At 62.3% G+C, this 17,604-nt stretch carries 13 protein-coding genes, 1 tRNA gene and 1 pseudogene; 7 read left to right on the top strand and 8 right to left on the bottom strand.

What is annotated here, in order from left to right; all coding sequences use genetic code 11:
- Window positions 1-181: 181 nt before the first annotated feature.
- Complete coding sequence (locus PG879_RS05730) at window positions 182-637, bottom strand: YchJ family protein (protein WP_257707697.1); 456 nt, start codon at window positions 635-637, stop codon at window positions 182-184.
- A 128-nt stretch (window positions 638-765) separates the two neighbouring features.
- Here PG879_RS05730 and PG879_RS05725 point away from each other — a divergent pair, with 128 nt between their 5' ends.
- The 4 genes from PG879_RS05725 to PG879_RS05710 all read left to right on the top strand — a co-directional run bounded on the left by PG879_RS05725 (window position 766) and on the right by PG879_RS05710 (window position 5,995).
- Window positions 766-2,433, top strand: a complete 1,668-nt coding sequence (locus PG879_RS05725) for a methyl-accepting chemotaxis protein (protein WP_257707698.1) — start codon at window positions 766-768, stop codon at window positions 2,431-2,433.
- A gap of 104 nt (window positions 2,434-2,537) precedes the next feature.
- Window positions 2,538-3,749 carry an ROK family transcriptional regulator gene (locus PG879_RS05720; RefSeq protein ID WP_029314606.1) on the top strand — a complete coding sequence of 404 codons (1,212 nt, stop codon included), beginning with the start codon at window positions 2,538-2,540 and terminating at the stop codon, window positions 3,747-3,749.
- The gene (locus PG879_RS05715) at window positions 3,746-5,329 is read left to right on the top strand and encodes an ATP-binding protein (RefSeq protein ID WP_043155894.1); all 1,584 of its coding nucleotides are present in this window, start codon (window positions 3,746-3,748) and stop codon (window positions 5,327-5,329) included. Before PG879_RS05720 ends, PG879_RS05715 begins: the two co-directional genes overlap by 4 nt.
- On the top strand, window positions 5,330-5,995 hold the full coding sequence (locus PG879_RS05710) for a response regulator (RefSeq protein WP_201996949.1): 666 nt from the start codon (window positions 5,330-5,332) through the stop codon (window positions 5,993-5,995).
- A gap of 137 nt (window positions 5,996-6,132) precedes the next feature.
- On the opposite strand, the gene PG879_RS05705 is transcribed toward PG879_RS05710, so the two are convergent.
- From PG879_RS05705 to PG879_RS05675, 6 genes and pseudogenes are all read right to left on the bottom strand, one after another.
- Window positions 6,133-7,662 carry a tripartite tricarboxylate transporter permease gene (locus tag PG879_RS05705; RefSeq protein ID WP_257707699.1) on the bottom strand — a complete coding sequence of 510 codons (1,530 nt, stop codon included), beginning with the start codon at window positions 7,660-7,662 and terminating at the stop codon, window positions 6,133-6,135.
- Between the two features lie 9 nt (window positions 7,663-7,671).
- Window positions 7,672-8,133 (bottom strand): annotated as a pseudogene (locus PG879_RS20515) (tripartite tricarboxylate transporter TctB family protein).
- A 57-nt stretch (window positions 8,134-8,190) separates the two neighbouring features.
- Window positions 8,191-9,156 carry a tripartite tricarboxylate transporter substrate binding protein gene (locus PG879_RS05690; RefSeq protein ID WP_257707700.1) on the bottom strand — a complete coding sequence of 322 codons (966 nt, stop codon included), beginning with the start codon at window positions 9,154-9,156 and terminating at the stop codon, window positions 8,191-8,193.
- A gap of 205 nt (window positions 9,157-9,361) precedes the next feature.
- Window positions 9,362-10,888, bottom strand: coding sequence for a lytic transglycosylase F (locus PG879_RS05685; RefSeq protein ID WP_257707701.1), 1,527 nt, complete (start codon window positions 10,886-10,888; stop codon window positions 9,362-9,364).
- Between the two features lie 176 nt (window positions 10,889-11,064).
- Window positions 11,065-12,750, bottom strand: a complete 1,686-nt coding sequence (locus PG879_RS05680; RefSeq protein ID WP_029314601.1) for an aspartate:alanine antiporter — start codon at window positions 12,748-12,750, stop codon at window positions 11,065-11,067.
- Window positions 12,751-13,521: 771 nt separating this feature from the next.
- A tRNA-Asn gene (locus PG879_RS05675) sits at window positions 13,522-13,597 on the bottom strand.
- A gap of 132 nt (window positions 13,598-13,729) precedes the next feature.
- Here PG879_RS05675 and uvrB point away from each other — a divergent pair.
- The 3 genes from uvrB (at window position 13,730) to PG879_RS05660 (ending at window position 16,806) form a co-directional block, all read left to right on the top strand.
- Window positions 13,730-15,742 carry an excinuclease ABC subunit UvrB gene (gene uvrB / locus PG879_RS05670; RefSeq protein WP_052814371.1) on the top strand — a complete coding sequence of 671 codons (2,013 nt, stop codon included), beginning with the start codon at window positions 13,730-13,732 and terminating at the stop codon, window positions 15,740-15,742.
- Complete coding sequence (locus tag PG879_RS05665; protein WP_041215068.1) at window positions 15,739-15,996, top strand: DUF1232 domain-containing protein; 258 nt, start codon at window positions 15,739-15,741, stop codon at window positions 15,994-15,996. The genes uvrB and PG879_RS05665 overlap by 4 nt, the downstream gene beginning before the upstream one ends.
- A gap of 147 nt (window positions 15,997-16,143) precedes the next feature.
- Window positions 16,144-16,806, top strand: a complete 663-nt coding sequence (locus PG879_RS05660; protein ID WP_010674909.1) for a DedA family protein — start codon at window positions 16,144-16,146, stop codon at window positions 16,804-16,806.
- Between the two features lie 246 nt (window positions 16,807-17,052).
- On the opposite strand, the gene dsbB is transcribed toward PG879_RS05660, so the two are convergent.
- Window positions 17,053-17,574: a disulfide bond formation protein DsbB gene (gene dsbB, locus PG879_RS05655; RefSeq protein WP_010674908.1), complete on the bottom strand. Its 522-nt coding sequence runs from the start codon at window positions 17,572-17,574 to the stop codon at window positions 17,053-17,055.
- Window positions 17,575-17,604 lie beyond the last annotated feature (30 nt).

Raw genomic sequence — 17,604 nt, 5'->3', positions numbered from 1 at the left:
GCCTCCACGACGTAAAATGTTTGATATGGGCCAAATTAATGTTCGTAAACGCTCATTAAGTGTGAGGTGATGAGCGAAATGTGATGAACCTCACGTCACCGTCGAGGCAGGCAGGGGAAAGCATGACGGGAGGGGAGAAGGCCAGCCCGGGGGCTGGCCAGAGGGCGGCGTGGGGGAAACCTCAGCCGCAGCACTTCTTGAACTTCTTGCCGCTGCCACAGGGGCAGGGGTCGTTTCGCCCGACCCGCAGCGGCGCCGGATCCTGCTCGCCGTCGGTGTAGACCCAGCGCCCCTGATGGCGCACGAAGCGGGAGCGCTCATGAAGGCAGTGACGTTCGTCCCCCTCCAGGAACCAGGCCTTGAATTCCACCATGCCGAGGATGTCATCGGGGCCGCCCTGGCTGGCGAGGATCTCGAGGCCATCCCAGCGGGTGTCGGTCGATGAGAGCTCGGCCGCCGTCAGGCCGTGCAGAAAGTCAGGGTGCCAGCTGTGGACCAGGTACTCCCCCAATCCCAGCACGAAGGCGCTGTAGCGCGAGCGCATCAGCTGTTCCGGGCTGGCGGCGGTCTGGCCTGCGTGGAGCACGCCACAGCACTGGGAGAGGGGGAGGGAGGAACCGCAAGGACATTGGCTCATGGGTCAGCTCATCGGGTCGATAATAAAAGGTGGCGGGATTGTAGCGAACGCACTTCCCTTTCGGCCAGCTTCCCATGCCGTTTAGGCAGACATCATGCAGCAATGAACACAGCACAAAGGGTGACACAATGACACTTAAGCAGAAGATCCTGTTACTGGGGGCCATCCCCGTGCTGCTGATGGCCCTGGTGGTCAATCTCAGCAACTACCTGGTGGCCAGGAGCGATCTGGAATCGGATCTGGTGGTGGCGCGGGAGAGGGCAATCAAGGAGCGCAAGGCGCTGCTCAGCAGTTATCTGATGCTGGCCAAGACGGCCATCGAGGGCAGCTACGGCAAGCCTGACAGCCCCGAAGTGCGCCAGCAGGTGAAGGAGATATTGCGGCCGCTGCGCTATGGCAGCGACGGCTACTTCTTCGTCTACGACTATCAGGGCAATACCGTGCTGCTGCCGACCCGGCCCGAGATGGAGGGGAAGAACCGCTGGCAGGACAAGGATACCAAGGGTGCCTTCCTCATTCAGGGGATCATCAAGTCGGCGCGGGAAGGAGATGGCTTCTCGGAGTACTGGACCAACAAGCCCTCTATCGGGCGGGATGCCCCCAAGCTCTCCTTCAATCTGGTGCTCGACAAGTATCAGTGGGTCGTGGGCACGGGCTTCTACATCGACGACATCGACAATGAGCTGGCCACCCTGCGCAGCGAGCGGGAGGAGACCATGTATGGCTCCCTGAAAACCGGGGTGCTGTTCATCCTAGTGATCCTGGGGGTGACCCTGGCGGCCACCGTGGTGATCGGCAACCGGGTCACCCGCCCGCTGGCGGATGCGGTTGCCGCACTCAATGACATCGCCGACGGGGACGGGGATCTGACCCAGCGCCTCAAGGTGCAGAGCAAGGACGAGGTGGGGCAGCTGGCCGCCGCCTTCAACCGCTTTGTCGAACGGATCCAGTCGGTGGTGAGCCAGGTGGGGGAAACCAGTCACCAGTTGCTGGGGGCCGTGGATCGGCTGCATAGCCTGAGCGAGCATGCGGACAGGCAGATGCAGGGCCACGGCAAGGAGACGGATCAGGTGGTGACCGCGGTGACCGAGATGAGCTCCACCGCCCAGGAGGTGGCGGCGAGCGCTTCCAACGCCGCCAGCGCCACCAGCGATGCGGCCCGCGAGTCCGATGCGGCCCGCGGCGTGGTGAACAGCGCCATCGGCAGCATCAACCGGCTGGTGGACGAAGTGCATGTGGCAGCCGGGGTCATCGAGCAGCTCGCCCACGAGACCGGCAAGATAGGCTCCGTGGTGGAGGTCATTCGCGGCATCGCCGATCAGACCAACCTGCTGGCCCTCAACGCCGCCATTGAGGCGGCCCGGGCGGGCGAGCAGGGGCGCGGCTTTGCGGTGGTGGCGGATGAGGTGCGATCCCTCGCGGGCCGTACCCAGCAGAGCACCAAGGAGATCAACGAGATGCTCCAGCGCCTGCAGGGCGGGGTGAAGCAGGCGGTGGAGGTGATGCAGGCCAGCGAGGCACGCAGCCAGGAGACGGTGCAGGAGGCGAGCCACATCGCCAGCTCCCTGGACAGCATGGTAGCGGCGGTCGGCACCATCAACGACATGAACATCCAGATCGCCACGGCCGCCGAGGAGCAGCACGCGGTCTCCGAGGAGATCAACAAGAACCTGGTGGCCATCCAGCAGATCGTCAGCGAGCTGACCAAGGCGTCCGGGGAGTCCAGCACCACCACCCGCGCCCTGGCAGGCACGGGTGACAAATTGCGCCAACTCGTCTCCCGCTTCCGTTACTAATCACATTTTTGCCGTCTGGACAGGATTTCCAGACGGCAAATTTGGGGATCGGCGCAGAATGTGTGAAAATCGCGCCATTCGTTCCTTTCGTTAGCCCCAACCCTATGAATGAGATCGTGAAAGGCAGTATCGATTTGATCCGTCAGCTCAACTACGGCCTGGTGTATGCCAGCCTGGAGGAGCACAAGGAGCTGTCCCGTACCGATCTGTCCCGTCTGACCGGCCTGTCGCCGGCCAGCATCACCAAGATCACCCGCGAGCTGCTGGACGGCGGCCTGGTGGTCACCTGCGGCGAGAGCTCGGTGGGGCGTGGCCGTCGCCAGACCCTGCTGCGCATCAACGAGCGCCGCTTCCAGTTTCTCTCCATGCGCCTGGGGCGCGGCTATGTGGACATGGCCCTGTTCGATCTCGCTGGTCACTCCCTGGCACGCCATCGCCATGTCTTCAACGAGGCGGAGCGTGCCGAGCTGCTGGCCAGCCTGGTGCGGGCCATCGAGGGCTTTTTGCCCAAGAAGGCGCTGCGTCTGGCCTGCATCGCCCTCTGCCTGCCCGGCCAGGTGGAGCGCCACTCCGGCATGGTCAAGCATTTTCCCTATTACGATCTGCGCAACTGGCCCCTCGGTCCCACCCTACAGGAGGCCTTCTCGGTACCCGTGCTGGTGAGCGGCGACGTGCGCACCTGGATCCAGGCCGAGCGGGAGTGGGGCGCCGCCAGGAACTGCTCGGATGCGGTGCTGGTGTTCGTGCACAACGACATCGGGGTCGGCATGGTGGTCAATGGCCAGCTCATCGAGAGCGAGTCGGCTCTGCTCGGGGATCTCAGCCACCTGCAGCTCGAACCCTATGGCCAGCGCTGCTACTGCGGTGGCTTCGGCTGCGCCTGCACCCTCGTGACCAATCAGGCGCTGGAGGCGCAATATCGGGAGCTGCGCGAACGGATGCAGGAGTTCGATCTGCCCGAAAGCGTCACCATACGCGAGCTGTGCGAGCTGGCGCTGGCCGGCAACAGCCTGTGTCAGGACATCCTGCACCAGGCAGCAGGCCGCCTTTCCCGGGTGCTGGCGAACCTCATCTGCCTGCTCAATCCGGGCAAGCTGCTGCTCGGGGGGGAGATCACCCGGGCCGATCGACTGCTCTTCCCCATGTTGCACCAGTCCCTGGCAAGCCAGTTGCCCGCCGAGTACCTGGTGCGCCTGCAGATTGAATCCACCCACTTCTACGAAGATCCCACCAAACCCACCTCGGTGCAGGTGCACAAGGCCCTGCGCGATGGCAGTCTGCTGCTCGACTTGTTGCGAGGCGACAAGGAGGCATGAGGCTCGGGTTGCAAGGACGCTTCCTGCTCATTCTCTGTCTGGTCAGTCTGTTGCAACTGGTGTTGCTGAGCGGGGCCAGCTACTACTATGTCGCCGAGCAGCGCTACCGTGAGGTGGGGGATCAGGCCCTGGATGTGGCACGGCTGGTGGCGCGGGAGTCGGGCGTCATCGCCGGGGTGAAGCGGGCGGATACGGTCCGCCTCAATGCCCTGGTGGAGCGGATCCGCGCCGAGGTCGGGGCCAGCTACATCGTCATCGGGGACAGGCAGGCACGCCGCCTGGTGCACCCCAATGCGGACCGGATTGGCAAAGCCATGGTGGGGGATGATCCCGAGCGTGCCCTGCAGGGAGAAGCCTATATCTCCAGGGCCCAAGGGTCCCTTGGGGTCTCGGTGCGCGGCAAGGGGCCCATCCGGGACGAGATGGGCAAGATCATCGGGGTGGTGTCGGTCGGCTATCTGGTGCGGGACATCGATGCGGATCTGCAGGGCTATTTGCGCTTTGGCCTGGCCATGACATTGCTCATTGTGGTACTCAACAGTGTCGCAGCCGCCTGGCTGGCCCGGCGCTACAAGAAGGCGATATTCGGCTTTGAACCCGAGCAGATGGGGCGACTCTATGCGGAGCTCGACTGTACCCTGCGCACGGTGCGCGAGGGGATCCTCACCATCGACGAGCAAGGGCGCCTCACCTCCCTGAACCCCAACGGCATCAAGTTGCTGCGCCTGGACGACACCACCGCCAGGAGCGCCATCGGCCAGCCCATTGGTCACCTGCTGCCGGGCAGTCGCATGCTCTCCATCCTGCAAGAGCAGACCCCCCAGTTTGACGAGGAGATAGTGCTCAACGGCCAGTCCCTCATCGTCAACCGCTTGCCGCTGGTGCGCGAGGGCAAGCTGATCGGCGCCGTGTCGAGTTTTCGCCGCAAGGACGAGCTGGCGGAACTCAGCGCCCAGCTCTCCCAGGTGCAGGCCTACAGCGATCTGCTGCGGGTGCAGACCCACGAGCACAACAACCAGCTCGGGACCATCGCCGGCCTCATTGAGCTCGGTGCCACCCGGGAGGCGCTCGCCTTCATCGGGCGGGAGGCGGCCACCGAGCAGACCCTGCTCGGCTTCCTGATGGGGGCCATCGCCAAACCCAAGGTGGCGGGGTTGCTGCTCGGCAAATACCACAGGGCCCACGAGCTCGGTCTTGAGCTCGTGATCGATCCCGATGCCCGTCTGCACGATATTCCTGCCCGTGTCAGCGGTTCCCAGCTGGTAACGGTGCTGGGCAACCTCATCGACAACGCCTTCGAGGCGACCCGCCGCCACGGTGCGCCCTATCAGCCCATCCGGGTTTCCCTGAGCGATCTGGGGCAGGATCTGGTGCTGGAGGTGGAAGACGGGGCTGGCGGCATCGACCCGCAGTTGGCGGACAGGTTGTTCGAACAGGGGGTCAGCAGCAAGCCCGAGCCAGGACACGGTATCGGGCTCTCCCTGGTGCGCAAGACCCTGGATGCCCTGCAGGGGGAGATCACCATCGAAGCCACGACGCAGGGAAGTTGCGTCGTCTGTTACATTCCCAAGGAGGTGTGAGTGATCAAGATCCTGATCGTCGAGGATGATCCCGCCATTGCCGAGATCCACCGCCGTTTCGTGCAGCGCCTCCCCGGTTTCGAGGTGCTGGGGGTGGCGTTGACCCTGTTCGATGCCAGGGAGCAGATAGGGATCCTCCGGCCCGATCTGGTGCTGCTGGATGTCTGGTTGCCCGATGGAGAGGGGTTCTCGCTATTGAGAGAGCTGCGCCAGGCGGGGGCGAGTCTGGATGTGATCCTGCTCACCGCGGCGCGGGAAGCCGCTGCCCTGCAGGAGGCGATGCGCCTCGGGGTGGTGGATTTCATCTTGAAGCCCGTGGTGTTCGAGCGGCTGCGCGACACCCTGGAGAAGTACCGTCAGAGCATCGCCGCCCTGGCGGCGTTGGCCGACATCGACCAGCAGGCGGTGGACACCCTGTTCGGTACGCCGTTGCAGCAGGTGGCGGCAGAGGGACTGCCCAAGGGCATCGATGCTCTCACCCTGCAGCGGGTGCTGACGGCCCTGACTCCGGAGGCCGCCAGTGCCGAGGAGATAGGCAGCCGGATAGGGGTGAGCCGGACCACGGCACGCCGCTATCTGGAATTTCTGGTGGGGCAGCAACTGGCGAGCCCCGAGCTCGAATATGGCACCGTCGGGCGGCCGGAGCGGCGTTACAGCAAGCCGTGATCCGGTCGCCCGGAACCTGTTGTCCAGACAAGAAAAGAGCGCCTTTCGGCGCTCTTTTTATCAGGATTTGCTTCCCGTGGGCATCAAGGTCTCTGCGCGTGATGGTCAGGGTTCAGAGGTGGCAGAGGATCATCGATTCAGTGGCTGGTGGCAGGCTCCCCCTTGGGGGCCCGGCGAGCCTGCCACCACTGCCAGACGGGCAGCAGCAACATGGTCAGGGTGATCACCGTGAAGGCGAGGGTGATGGGGCGCTCCCACAGGAAGCTCAGGCTGCCGTCGTTGATCACCAGGGCCCGGCGCAGGTTGTCCTCCAGCATGCCTCCCAGGATGAAGCCGAGCAGCATGGGGGCCATGGGGAAGGTGAGCAGGCGCAGGCCGATGGCGATCAGTGCAAAGATGGCCATCACATGGATGTCCATGGTGTTGAAGGAGACCAGATAGACCCCGGTCAGGGAGAACAGCAGCACCATGGGGATGAGCACGGGGCGCGGCACCGCCAGTACCCGGGCCAGGTAGGGGATGAGGGGGAGGTTCAGGATCAACAGCACCACGTTGCCCAGATACATGGAGATGATCACCGACCAGAAGACGTCCGGATGCTCCATGAACAGACGTGGGCCCGGCTGGATGCCGTAGGCCACCAGGGCGCCCAGGATGAGGGCCGTGGTGCCGGAGCCCGGGATCCCCAGGGTCAGCAGGGGCACGAAGGAGCCGGTGGAGGCGGCGTTGTTGGCCGCTTCCGGGGCGGCCAGACCGCGCAGGCTGCCCTTGCCGAACTGCTCCTGGCGCTGTTTGCCGGCGATGTTGCGCTCGGCCCCATAGGCCATGAAGGCGGCGATGGTGGCGCCGGCTCCCGGCAGCACGCCGATGAGAAAGCCCAGCACCGAGGAGCGGGCGATGGGAGGCGCGATTTCCCTGACCTCTTCCTTGCTCAGCTTGAGGCTCCCGAGCTGCTGCATCTGCCTTGCCTCTTCCTCGCTGTTGTCCTTGCCGGGGCGCAGCACCGCCATCAGGATCTCCGCGAGGGCAAAGGTGGCCATGGCCAGCAGCAGGAAGGAGAAGCCGTCACGCAGATCCGGCAGCCCGAAGGTGAACCTGTCCACCCCGACGCTGCGGTCGATGCCGATGGTGGAGATCATGATGCCGAACAGCGCCATGATCAGCGCCTTGAGCACCTGCCCCTTGCCGGCAAAGGCTGCCACGGCGGAGAGGCCCAGCACCATGAGGGCGAAGTAGTCCGCCGACTGGAAGGAGAGGGAGACCTTGGCGAGCAGGGGCGCCGCCACCATCAGCATGATGGCGGAGAGGGTGCCGCCGGTGAAGGAGGCGTAGGCGGCGATGGCCAGCGCCTTGCCCGCCTGTCCCTTGCAGGCCAGGGGATAGCCGTCGAAGGCGGTGACCACGGTGGCGGAGCAGCCGGGGGCGTTGATCAGGATGGAGGAGGTGGAGCCCCCGAAGATGGCGCCGTAATAGACCCCCGCCATCAAGATGATGCCGGAGGCCGGATCCAGGCCATAGGTGATGGGGATCATCAGGGCGATGGCGGTGACCGGGCCAAGGCCCGGCAACATGCCGATAAAGGTGCCGATGAAGCAGCCAAGCACCACCATCATCAGGTTGACCGGCAGCAGTGCGGTGCCGAGTCCTTGCAAGATTCCGTCTAACATGGTGACTCCTTAGAAACCGAGCAGGGTGAACAGACGACCCGGCTCCAGATAGACGTTGAGCCCCTTGGTGAGCAGGGCCCAGAAGCCGATGGAGAAGGGGACGCTGATCATCAGGCCGTAGCGCAGGCTGGGTTCACCGAGCACCCGGATGCCCACGCTCAGGAAGGCGATGGTCGAGAGCACGAAGCCAAACCAGGTGAGCCCCAGTCCGTAGATGACCATGAGCCCGAGCAGGATGAAGACCCGGCGTCAGTCCCCCTCTTCCCGGCGCAGGGGCTCGCCCCCGGGGAAGAGCACCAGCAGCAGGGAGAGCAGCGCCCCGATCCCGGCCAGGGCATAGGGCAGGGTGCTGGCGGTGAAGGGTTCGTATTCGTCGCCGGGGTAGCCCGGTATCTCGGTGGCGTAGTAGCCATAGGCGAGGGAGAGCAGCAGAAACAGCAGGCCCCCCAGTCGCTCCTTGGTAATGTTCATCTTTTGACTCCAACATGAGCGGCGGGCCTGCGCCCGCCTGCGATGGGACAGCGAGGGTTATTTGATGAAGCCGAGCTCGCGCATCAGGCCGCCGATCTGCTGCTCCTGGCCGTCGAGGAAGGCGGTGAACTCGGGACCTGACTGGTAGAGGTTGGTCCAGCTATTGCGGCTGCGGACCACTTCCCATTCCGGCTTGTCGTACATCTGCTTGAGCAGGGCGGCAAACTCGGCGGATTTCTTCGGGCTGATGGTGGGGGAGGCGAAGTAACCGCGCCAGTTGGCGAAGATGGTGGGGTTGTTCTGCTCGCTGAAGGTGGGGATCTGCTCCGCCCCCGGCAGGCGTTTGTCGGAAGTGACCCCGAGGATCCGCATCTGGCCCGACTTGACCGCTTCCATTGCCTCGCCAAAGCCGGTGGAGATGGCCTGGGTCTCTCCGGCCAGCACCGCCGCCATGGCGCTGCCGCCGGCGTCATAGGCCACGTAGCGCAGCTTGCCGGCATCGGCCCCCGCATTCTTGAAGGTCATGGCGGCCACCAGGTGATCCAGACTGCCGCGGGCGGAGCCGCCGGCAATCTTCACCTTGGCGGGATTGGCTTCATAGGCGGCCAGCAACTGGGCCCAGTTCTGATAGGGGGAGTCCAGGGGGACCGCCAGCGCCTGATAGTCGGCGATGATGGCGGCGACCGGGGTGAGATCCCGGAAGGATTGCGGCAGCTCCTTGGAGAGGGACTTGACGATGATGGGGGTGGAGTTGACCAGCAGCGTCTTGTCGGACTGTGCCGAGGTCTCGATCAGGTGGGCGATGGCCTTGGCACCGCCGCCGGCCGAGATGTTCTGGTAGGAAGCGGTGTTGATGAGGCCGGACTTGGTCAGAGCCTCGCCGGTGCCACGGGCCGTGTTGTCCCAGCCGCCGCCGGCGCCGCCCGGGATCAGGAAGTGGACTTCGTTGATCTGGGCGTGGACGCCGACGCTCAGTGCGAGCAGGCTACCGATCAGGGTGCGTTTGAGGGTTCCTTGCAACATGGTGCTCTCCTTGTGATTGTTGCAAGAAGGTTAATTAATCATGTCTGGTTGGAAAACAATCTGACCGTAATGGCTATTAAGGCTGTTCTGCCCATTCTGTTCATTCTGGTCATGGGGCAAGGAGGGGCAGACGTGGAAATAAGAAGCGGGGCTCGCCTCTGGTAAAGAGGGAGCCCCGCCTGCAACCGGCATGGGTTTGAGGTGCCTATGATTTCTCTGCTGCCGAGACCTTCTCGACCATCTTCTCCTGCTTCAGGGCCTCGCTGGCCTTCTCCCTCAGTTGCATCTGCTCCATCACCAGCTTGTAGGCGATGTAGTACTTGTAGATGTTGCCTACATAGGTGACCGTCTCGGGGCCAATCTTCTCCGCCGCCACGTACTCGACGTTGTGAAACCAGACGTTGGGATCCAGCCCCCGTTTCCTGGCCTCGGCACGGAGCCTGGCCACCCGGGCGGGGCCGGCATTGTAGGAGGCGAACGAGAAGAGGGCCTTGTCGAGGGCGGTCATGGGCTCGTCCGCATAGTAGTGATCGATCATCCAGCGCATGTATTTGACGCCCCCGTGAATATTGGGTTCGAGCTGGCGGATGTCGCCGACCTTCAACCCCTTGCCGGTGGCGGGCATGATCTGCATGATGCCGATGGCGCCCACATGGCTGCGGGCATGGTGGTTGAGGGCGGACTCCTGGTAGCCCTGAGCCGCCATCAGCAGCCAGTCCATGTCATAGCGTTCGCCATATTCACGGAACAGCTCGACTACCTGCAGGAATTTCTTGCGCTCCGCCTCGGCGGCGGCGCTTTTGACGAACTTGTTCTGCTTGAGATAACGGGCCAGGATCTCGTCTCCCGTCGCCTTGCCGCGCAGCGCCTTGAGCTGCTCGTTGAGCATGGCGAGCAACTGGGGGCTCTCCTTGCGCACCGCCCAGGCGATGACGCCCCCTTCCCGGAACACGGGGGCGTCGTGAATGGTGATCCCGGGGAAAATCTTTTGCCAGAAGCGGGCCTTGTGCTCGTCCATGACGATGAAGGGGAGCAGTCCTGCGTTAACCATCTCCACCAGATCTTCATCTTCGAGCACCTCCGAGGCGGGCTGGAGGTCGATGAGGGGCTCTCCCGCCGACTTGCGGGCCTGGTTGTAGGCGAGCAGGCTCTCGTAGTAGCTTGAGGAGGGGCGCACGAAGACGCGCTGGCCCCCGAGATCGGCGGCGCTTTCCACCTTGGGGGAGAGGGGGCCGGAGACGAGCAGCTCCCGCACGTTTTCAAGCAGGGGATCGGTGAAGGCGATACCCTGTTGCTTGCGCTTGTCCGTGATGGTGAGATTGGCGGCGGCGATGTCGCCTTTGCCCTCGATGAGGGAGCTCAGCAGGGCTTCCCGGGCCACGGGAATGAAGACGAAGTGCACCTTGAGGTGGCGTTTGATCGCCTTTTGCTTGCGCAACTGTTCGTTGAGGCGCTTTTCCACCTGCATGAAGGCATCGTAGGTGGCCCCCCGTTGCACGCCCTTGGTGATGAAAAATCCCGTCTTGTTGTAGGTGGTGAGCACTCGGATGGTGCGCTGCTCCAGCATGACGTCGAGATCTCCCAGCCTGGGTTTGGCAAGCTCGTCGTTTGCAAAGCTCAGGGCGCTTTTCTCCGTCTCTGCCTCGGGGGCCACCTGCTTGCCGGATTCGGCCCCCCAGGCTGGCGTCAGGGAGCAGAACCACCAGATCACAATCATCCATGCGCGTTTCATCACTTACACCTCACTCGTTTTATTGAGTGTAAGTGGCGACTTGTGGGGGATTTAGCTTATTGGGTTTGATAGACCCGTCCCCATAGCACGATTTTCACTATTCCATCCAGGAGTGCCCGCCCATGAAAACAGGAGCCCGAGGCTCCTCTTTTTCTGCGTGTTGCGGGCCCGTTTGGCTAGAACCAGAAGCCGATGATGAAGGAGCCCGCCAGGGTCAGCATCACGTTGGCCACCGCATAGGTGCCGGCGTAGCCGAGCGCCGGGATGGAGCTGTTGGCCGCCTCGTTCACCACGTCCATGGCCGGGGCGCAGGTACGAGCCCCGGTGATGGCGCCGAGCAGCAGGGCCGGGTTCATTTTGAGCACCCAGACACCGAACAGGTAGCCTACCAGCACCGGCAAGGTGGTCACCAGCATGCCGGAGAAGAGCACCACCATCCCCACTTCGCTCAGGTGATCGAGGATGCCGCCCCCCGCCTTGAGGCCGGTGCTCACCATGAAGACGGCAAGACCGAGATCCTTGGCAAGGCGCAGGGCGCCTGGTGGCACATAGCCCACCGTGGGGTGGTTGGCACGCAGGTAGCCCATCAGGATCCCCGCCAGCAGCAGGCCGACGGCATTGCCGAGGCCGAACTCTATCTGGCCGAACACCAGGGAGACGGAGCCGATGAGCAGGCCCAGCACGAAGAAGGTGGCAAAGGCCACCAGATCCGTGGTCTGGCTGTGGATGCTGATGAAGCCTATCTTGTTGGCCAGCAGCTTGACCCGCTGCTTCTCACCGCTGATCTGCAGCACGTCGCCCTTTTGCAGCATGATGTTGCGGTCAAAGGGCATCTCTATCTGGGAGCGCACCACCCGGTTGAGGAAGCATCCCTTCTCGGTGAGGTTGAGCTCCACCAGATGGCGACCCACCACGGCATCATTCTTCACCACGATCTCTTCGGTGACGATCTGCAGGTCAAGGAGGTTGCGATCGAACACCTCCTTGCCGTTGCGGTAGTTGACGTCGAGCTTCTCGTGGCTCTCGGGGTAGCCCACCAGGGCGATCTCGTCCCCTTCCTGAATGACGGCGTCACCATCGGGGCTGGCCAGAATGCCGTTGCGGCGAATGCGCTCCACATAGCAGCCGGTGTGGGGATAGATGCCGGTTTCGCGCAGGGTGCGACCGCCGATCCAGGCGGCGAGCTCTGGGCCGACCCGATAGGCGCGGATGATGGGCAGATAGGTCTTGCGGCTCTCGCTGTCGGAGAGCCCCCGCTCGCGGGCGATCTTCTGGGCCTCGGTGTTGAGATCCAGCCTGGCCAGGGAAGGAAGGTAGCGCACCACCAGCATCAGGCCCACCAGGCCCACCAGGTAGGTCAGGGCATAGCCTATCCCCATGTTGTCGAGCACCGACTGCATGTCGGTCTGGTGGGGCAGGTTGAGCAATCCGCTTCGCAGGGCGTCCTGTGCCCCCACCAGGGCCGGCGTGGAGGTGAGGGAACCTGCCAGAATGCCGGCGGCCATGCCGGGCCCCAGATTGAAGAACTTGGCGAGCCCCACGGTCAGCAGCAGGGCCGACAGCAGGATCACCAGGGTCAGGGTGATGTAGTGGATGCCGTCGCGAAGGAAGACGCTGAAAAAGTGCGGCCCCGCTTCAATCCCCACGCAGAAGATGAACAGCATGAAGCCGACGTTTTCAGTGGAGGTGGAAAACTGGAATCCCATCTGGCCAAACAGCAGGGCGGTGAAGAGCACGCCTATGGTGTTGCCTATCTGGAAGTTGCCGATGCGTACCTTGCCCAGCAGCAGCCCGAAGGCTAGTACCACGAACAGCAGCAGGGAGTCGCTTTGATGTAGCAATGTCACGAAATCTATGGTCATGCCCGGAAAAACCGAGGAAAAAAGTGGGGCCGATATTGTGCCGGATCCTGTATCAAGAAAGAAGCGCCAAAGCGGATTAACAGCCAGTTAAGTGCTGGTCTCTTCGGTGAAGATAGGGATGTGAGGGGGGGCTGGGGAAAACACCTCTATTTTACGCTGCAAGGCCCGCTGTCAATGAGTGAAATATGCTGTCGAGCAGAGAGGGGATGACACTCCTGTGGACAATTTATTACCTGCTGCATGGGGAGCAAACGGGCACGTTTTTCAGCATTTTCCACTGAGGAAATTGAAGGGTTACAAAAGAGACTTATGACTCATCCGGCGAGGGCTGACCCGCAGGATGCGGCATAGCGAAAAAAAATCCCCCACGGGCAGCACCGCGAGTCGATTCATCCCATTTAGGGGGGAAGGGAAAAACAGCAGAAAATGGGGAAGAGCGGGGGCAGCCAGCGCAAACCGGGGACAATGGCTGCCAGCCCAGATGAACCGTGGCTTTGGTCAAGTTACCCACAGAAACTGTGGATAACCCTGTTCATGAAACTTGGCGATCAGGCTGAAAGCCGCGCCGATACTGGGCTGCAAGGACTGTTCAAAAAATACCTGCAATAAATTGTTTCTATAAAAATCAAATAGTTATGTGCAGCAGAACAAAACGCTGCTGGTCAGTATCGGGAGATCAAAAGGGAGTCAGGCCGCAGGGAAGGGCTTGTGCATTAAAATTGGAAGAGAAAAGCACTAAAGTGGATAACTTGCACCGAGATGGTGAGGAATTGGCTCCCCCGACTGGACTTGAACCAGTGACATACGGATTAACAGTCCGCCGTTCTACCGACTGAACTACGGGGGAATATCAGGCAAGGAGGTGCATCATACAGAGGTCGTATTTCGGGGTCAATAGCCATCAGGGAGGGTGAGCGGATACCCAGCTCCTTCAACTCGGGGTACACTGCTCCCTTGCCGTTTTTTGCCGGGAGTCGTCATGAGCAAGTTATTCCAGTTGGCCAGCCAGTTTCAACCCGCCGGGGATCAGCCGAGGGCCATCGCCCAGTTGCTCGATGGCATCGAGTCGGGACTGGCCCATCAGACCCTGCTCGGGGTGACCGGTTCGGGCAAGACCTTTACCATGGCCAACGTCATCGCGACCCTCAATCGTCCCACCATGATACTGGCCCCCAACAAGACCCTGGCGGCCCAGCTCTACGGGGAGATGAAGGAGTTCTTCCCCGACAACGCGGTGGAGTATTTCGTCTCTTATTACGACTACTACCAGCCCGAAGCCTATGTGCCGACCACGGACACCTTCATCGAGAAGGATGCCTCCATCAACGATCACATCGAACAGATGCGGCTGTCAGCCACCAAGGCGCTGCTGGAGCGGCGTGACGTGGTGATCGTCGCCTCGGTATCGGCCATCTATGGTCTGGGGGATCCCCAGGCCTACCTCAGCATGATGCTGCACCTCAAAGTGGGGGACGTGATCAATCAGCGGGATATCCTGCGCCGCCTCGCCGAACTGCAGTACACCCGCAACGACATGGCCTTCCAGCGCGGCACCTTCCGGGTGCGGGGGGAGGTGATCGACATCTACCCCGCCGAATCGGACAAGCTGGCCCTGCGGGTGGAGCTGTTTGATGAAGAGGTAGAACGCCTCTCCCTGTTCGATCCCTTGACCGGCGCCATCGAGCAGACGGTGGTGCGTTACACCATCTACCCCAAGACCCACTACGCCACCCCGCGGGAGACCATTCTGGGTGCCATCGAGCACATCAAGGAGGAGCTCAAGGGGCGGCGCGAGCAGCTGATGAACCTCAACAAGCTGGTGGAGGAGCAGCGCATCAGCCAACGCACCCAGTTCGACATGGAGATGATGCAGGAGCTGGGTTACTGCTCCGGTATAGAGAACTACAGCCGCTACCTCTCCGGCCGCGCACCGGGTGAGCCGCCGCCCACCCTGTTTGACTACCTGCCGGGGGACGGCCTGCTCATCATCGACGAATCCCACGTCACGGTGCCGCAGATCGGCGCCATGTTCAAAGGGGACAGATCCCGCAAGGAGACCCTGGTGGAGTACGGCTTCCGCCTTCCCTCGGCGCTGGACAACCGGCCCCTCAAGTTCGACGAGTTCGAGGCGCTGATGCCCCAGACGGTGTTCGTCTCGGCGACCCCCGGCCCCTACGAGCTGGAGAAGTCAGGCGGTGACGTGGTGCAGCAGGTGGTGCGTCCCACCGGCCTGCTCGATCCTGAGGTGGAAGTGCGGCCGGTCAGCACCCAGGTGGACGATCTGCTCTCCGAGATCCGCAAGCGGGTGGCGGTGGAGGAGCGGGTGCTGGTCACGACACTGACCAAGCGGATGGCGGAGGACTTGACCGAATACCTGGCGGATCACGAGGTACGGGTGCGCTATCTGCACTCGGATATTGATACCGTGGAGCGGGTGGAAATCATCCGCGACCTGCGCCTTGGCAAGTTCGACGTCTTGGTGGGCATCAACCTGCTGCGCGAAGGACTCGACATGCCGGAAGTCTCCCTGGTGGCCATTCTGGATGCGGATAAAGAGGGCTTCCTGCGTTCCACCCGCTCCCTCATCCAGACCATCGGCCGGGCAGCGCGCAACCTCAACGGCAAGGTGATCCTTTACGGGGATACCATCACCAACTCCATGAAGGTTGCGATCGAAGAGACCGAGCGGCGCCGCGCCCTGCAACACGCCCACAACCTGGAACACGGCATCGTGCCGAAGGGGCTCAACAAGGCCATCGGCGATGTGATGGACATGGGGGGCAGCCGCACGGCGGGCAAGGCGGGCAAGGGGAGTCGCAAGGCTGCCGAACCGCAAGGGGAGTACCATGCCCGCTCTGCCAGCGAGATCAGCAAGGAGATCAAGCGGATGGAAGAGCAGATGTTCCAGCATGCGCGGGATCTGGAGTTCGAACAGGCGGCGGCGCTGCGGGATCAGATCCAGCGGCTGCGCGGCGAGCTGATCGAGTCATGAGCACCAGACGCTGGCTCATCTGGCGGCGTTTGCGCCGCCTCTATCAAGGCTTTCGCCACCCAGGCACGCCCTGGTGGGCGAAGGGGCTGGTGATCCTTATTCTGCTCTATGGCATCAGCCCGGTGGACGTTGTCCCCGATGTGGTGCCTCTCCTTGGCTGGCTCGACGACGCTACCTTGTTGCTGCTCCTCTTGTGGGGCTGGGAGAAATGCTTGCCCGGCGAGGTGCTTGCCGCTCTGGACAAGGCCGAGTGAGCAGAAGCCTACGTTCAGGGAGAGGGGAAAAGAAGGGGGGACTGAATGACTCCCTTCATGGGATTCGAAAAAGGGGACCATGGGGAGATTGTGAGCCAGGTCTCATTGGCGTAGACTCCACGCCGTTCACTTCATGGGTACCAAAAAATGGATCTGATCCTCTTTGCCATCGACTTTATTCTGCACGTTGACGTGCATCTGAAAGAGCTGTTCGAGAACTATGGCGTCTGGGTATACGCCATCCTGTTTCTCATCATCTTCTGTGAAACCGGGCTGGTGGTGACTCCCTTCCTGCCGGGGGACTCCCTGTTGTTTGCTGCAGGTGCCCTCACCGTGGGCAGCGTGTTGGACGTGCACACCCTAGCCGCCGTGCTGATCATCGCCGCGGTGCTCGGCAACGTGGTGAACTACACCATAGGCCACTTCTTCGGTGAGCAGCTGTTTCGCAACCCCGATTCCAAAATCTTTCGCCGGGACTATCTGGTCAAGACCCATGCCTTCTATGCCAAGCATGGCGGCAAGACCATCATCATCACCCGCTTCCTGCCCATAGTGCGCACCTTCGCCCCCTTCGTGGCGGGCATGGGGGCCATGACCTATCCCCGCTTCCTGGCGTTCAACCTGGTGGGGGGGCTCTTGTGGGTGCTCTCCTTCGTCTATGCCGGCCACTTCTTTGGCAATCTGCCGGTAGTGCGCCACAACTTTACCCTGCTCATCTTCGGCATCATCGCGGTCTCCTTGTTGCCCATGGTGATCGGCATGGTGAAGGCCAGGAGAAGTGCCAGCAAGGCTACCTCCGAAGGCGCGTGACATCGCCGTGCACGACATGAAAGAAGGGAGCCGATGGCTCCCTTCTTGTTGGTAGGCCGAGTGGCAGGTCGCTGCTGCGCCCTTTGACCCGCTTGTGGCCTGTTACGATGATGCACACCCGCAGGCAGCCACTTCATTGGCAGAACAGGGAGAAGGAGATCCGGCCCTCTGGGCATGGGGTCGTGAGGCGATAAAGAGGAAATAAAAAGGGAGCCATGGGCTCCCTTCTTAGGGTCGAGTGACGAACTAGTTGCAGCAGCGCCCTTTTATCAGGTTGCCAGCAGCCACGATGACGAACACCAGCAGATAGGCGGCAAAGATGACCACGAGCCACTGCGGCATGGAGAAACCGAGGAACTGCCAGCTGATCTCGCTGCAGTCGCCGTCCGGGTAGAACATCCAGGGAACCCACTTATCCAGTGGTGCCCAGGCAGGGAAGTCAACAAATCCCTCGCATACGTTGAAGGGGGAGGGGTTCATCTGGTAATCCACATGCTTGAGCGCCAGTTTCAGGCCCCAGAAGGCGCTGTAACCCCACAGGAGCATGGCACTCCAGCGCAGGTACCAGCGCTCTGGCGCGACCATGCCGAGGAGGCCGGCCGTGAGTACGCCGAGGAGGGCGATACGTTCATAAATGCACATCACGCAAGGGTGCAAACCCAACACGTGCTGGAAGAAGAGGGCGCAGAGTTCCAGCGCGAAAGCGGAGGCTGCCAGCAATCCCCAGGCCAGACGATGACTGGCAATGCGGCGAAGATACTCGATCATCTGATTGATCTCTCATAGAAAAATAGTGGC

Source organism: Aeromonas sp. QDB63 (assembly GCF_027707425.1).
In the GTDB taxonomy this organism is placed as follows: Bacteria; Pseudomonadota; Gammaproteobacteria; order Enterobacterales; family Aeromonadaceae; genus Aeromonas; species Aeromonas caviae.
The sequence above is the reverse complement of the archived record's forward strand: the minus strand, read 5'-3'. Positions and strand labels throughout refer to the sequence as shown.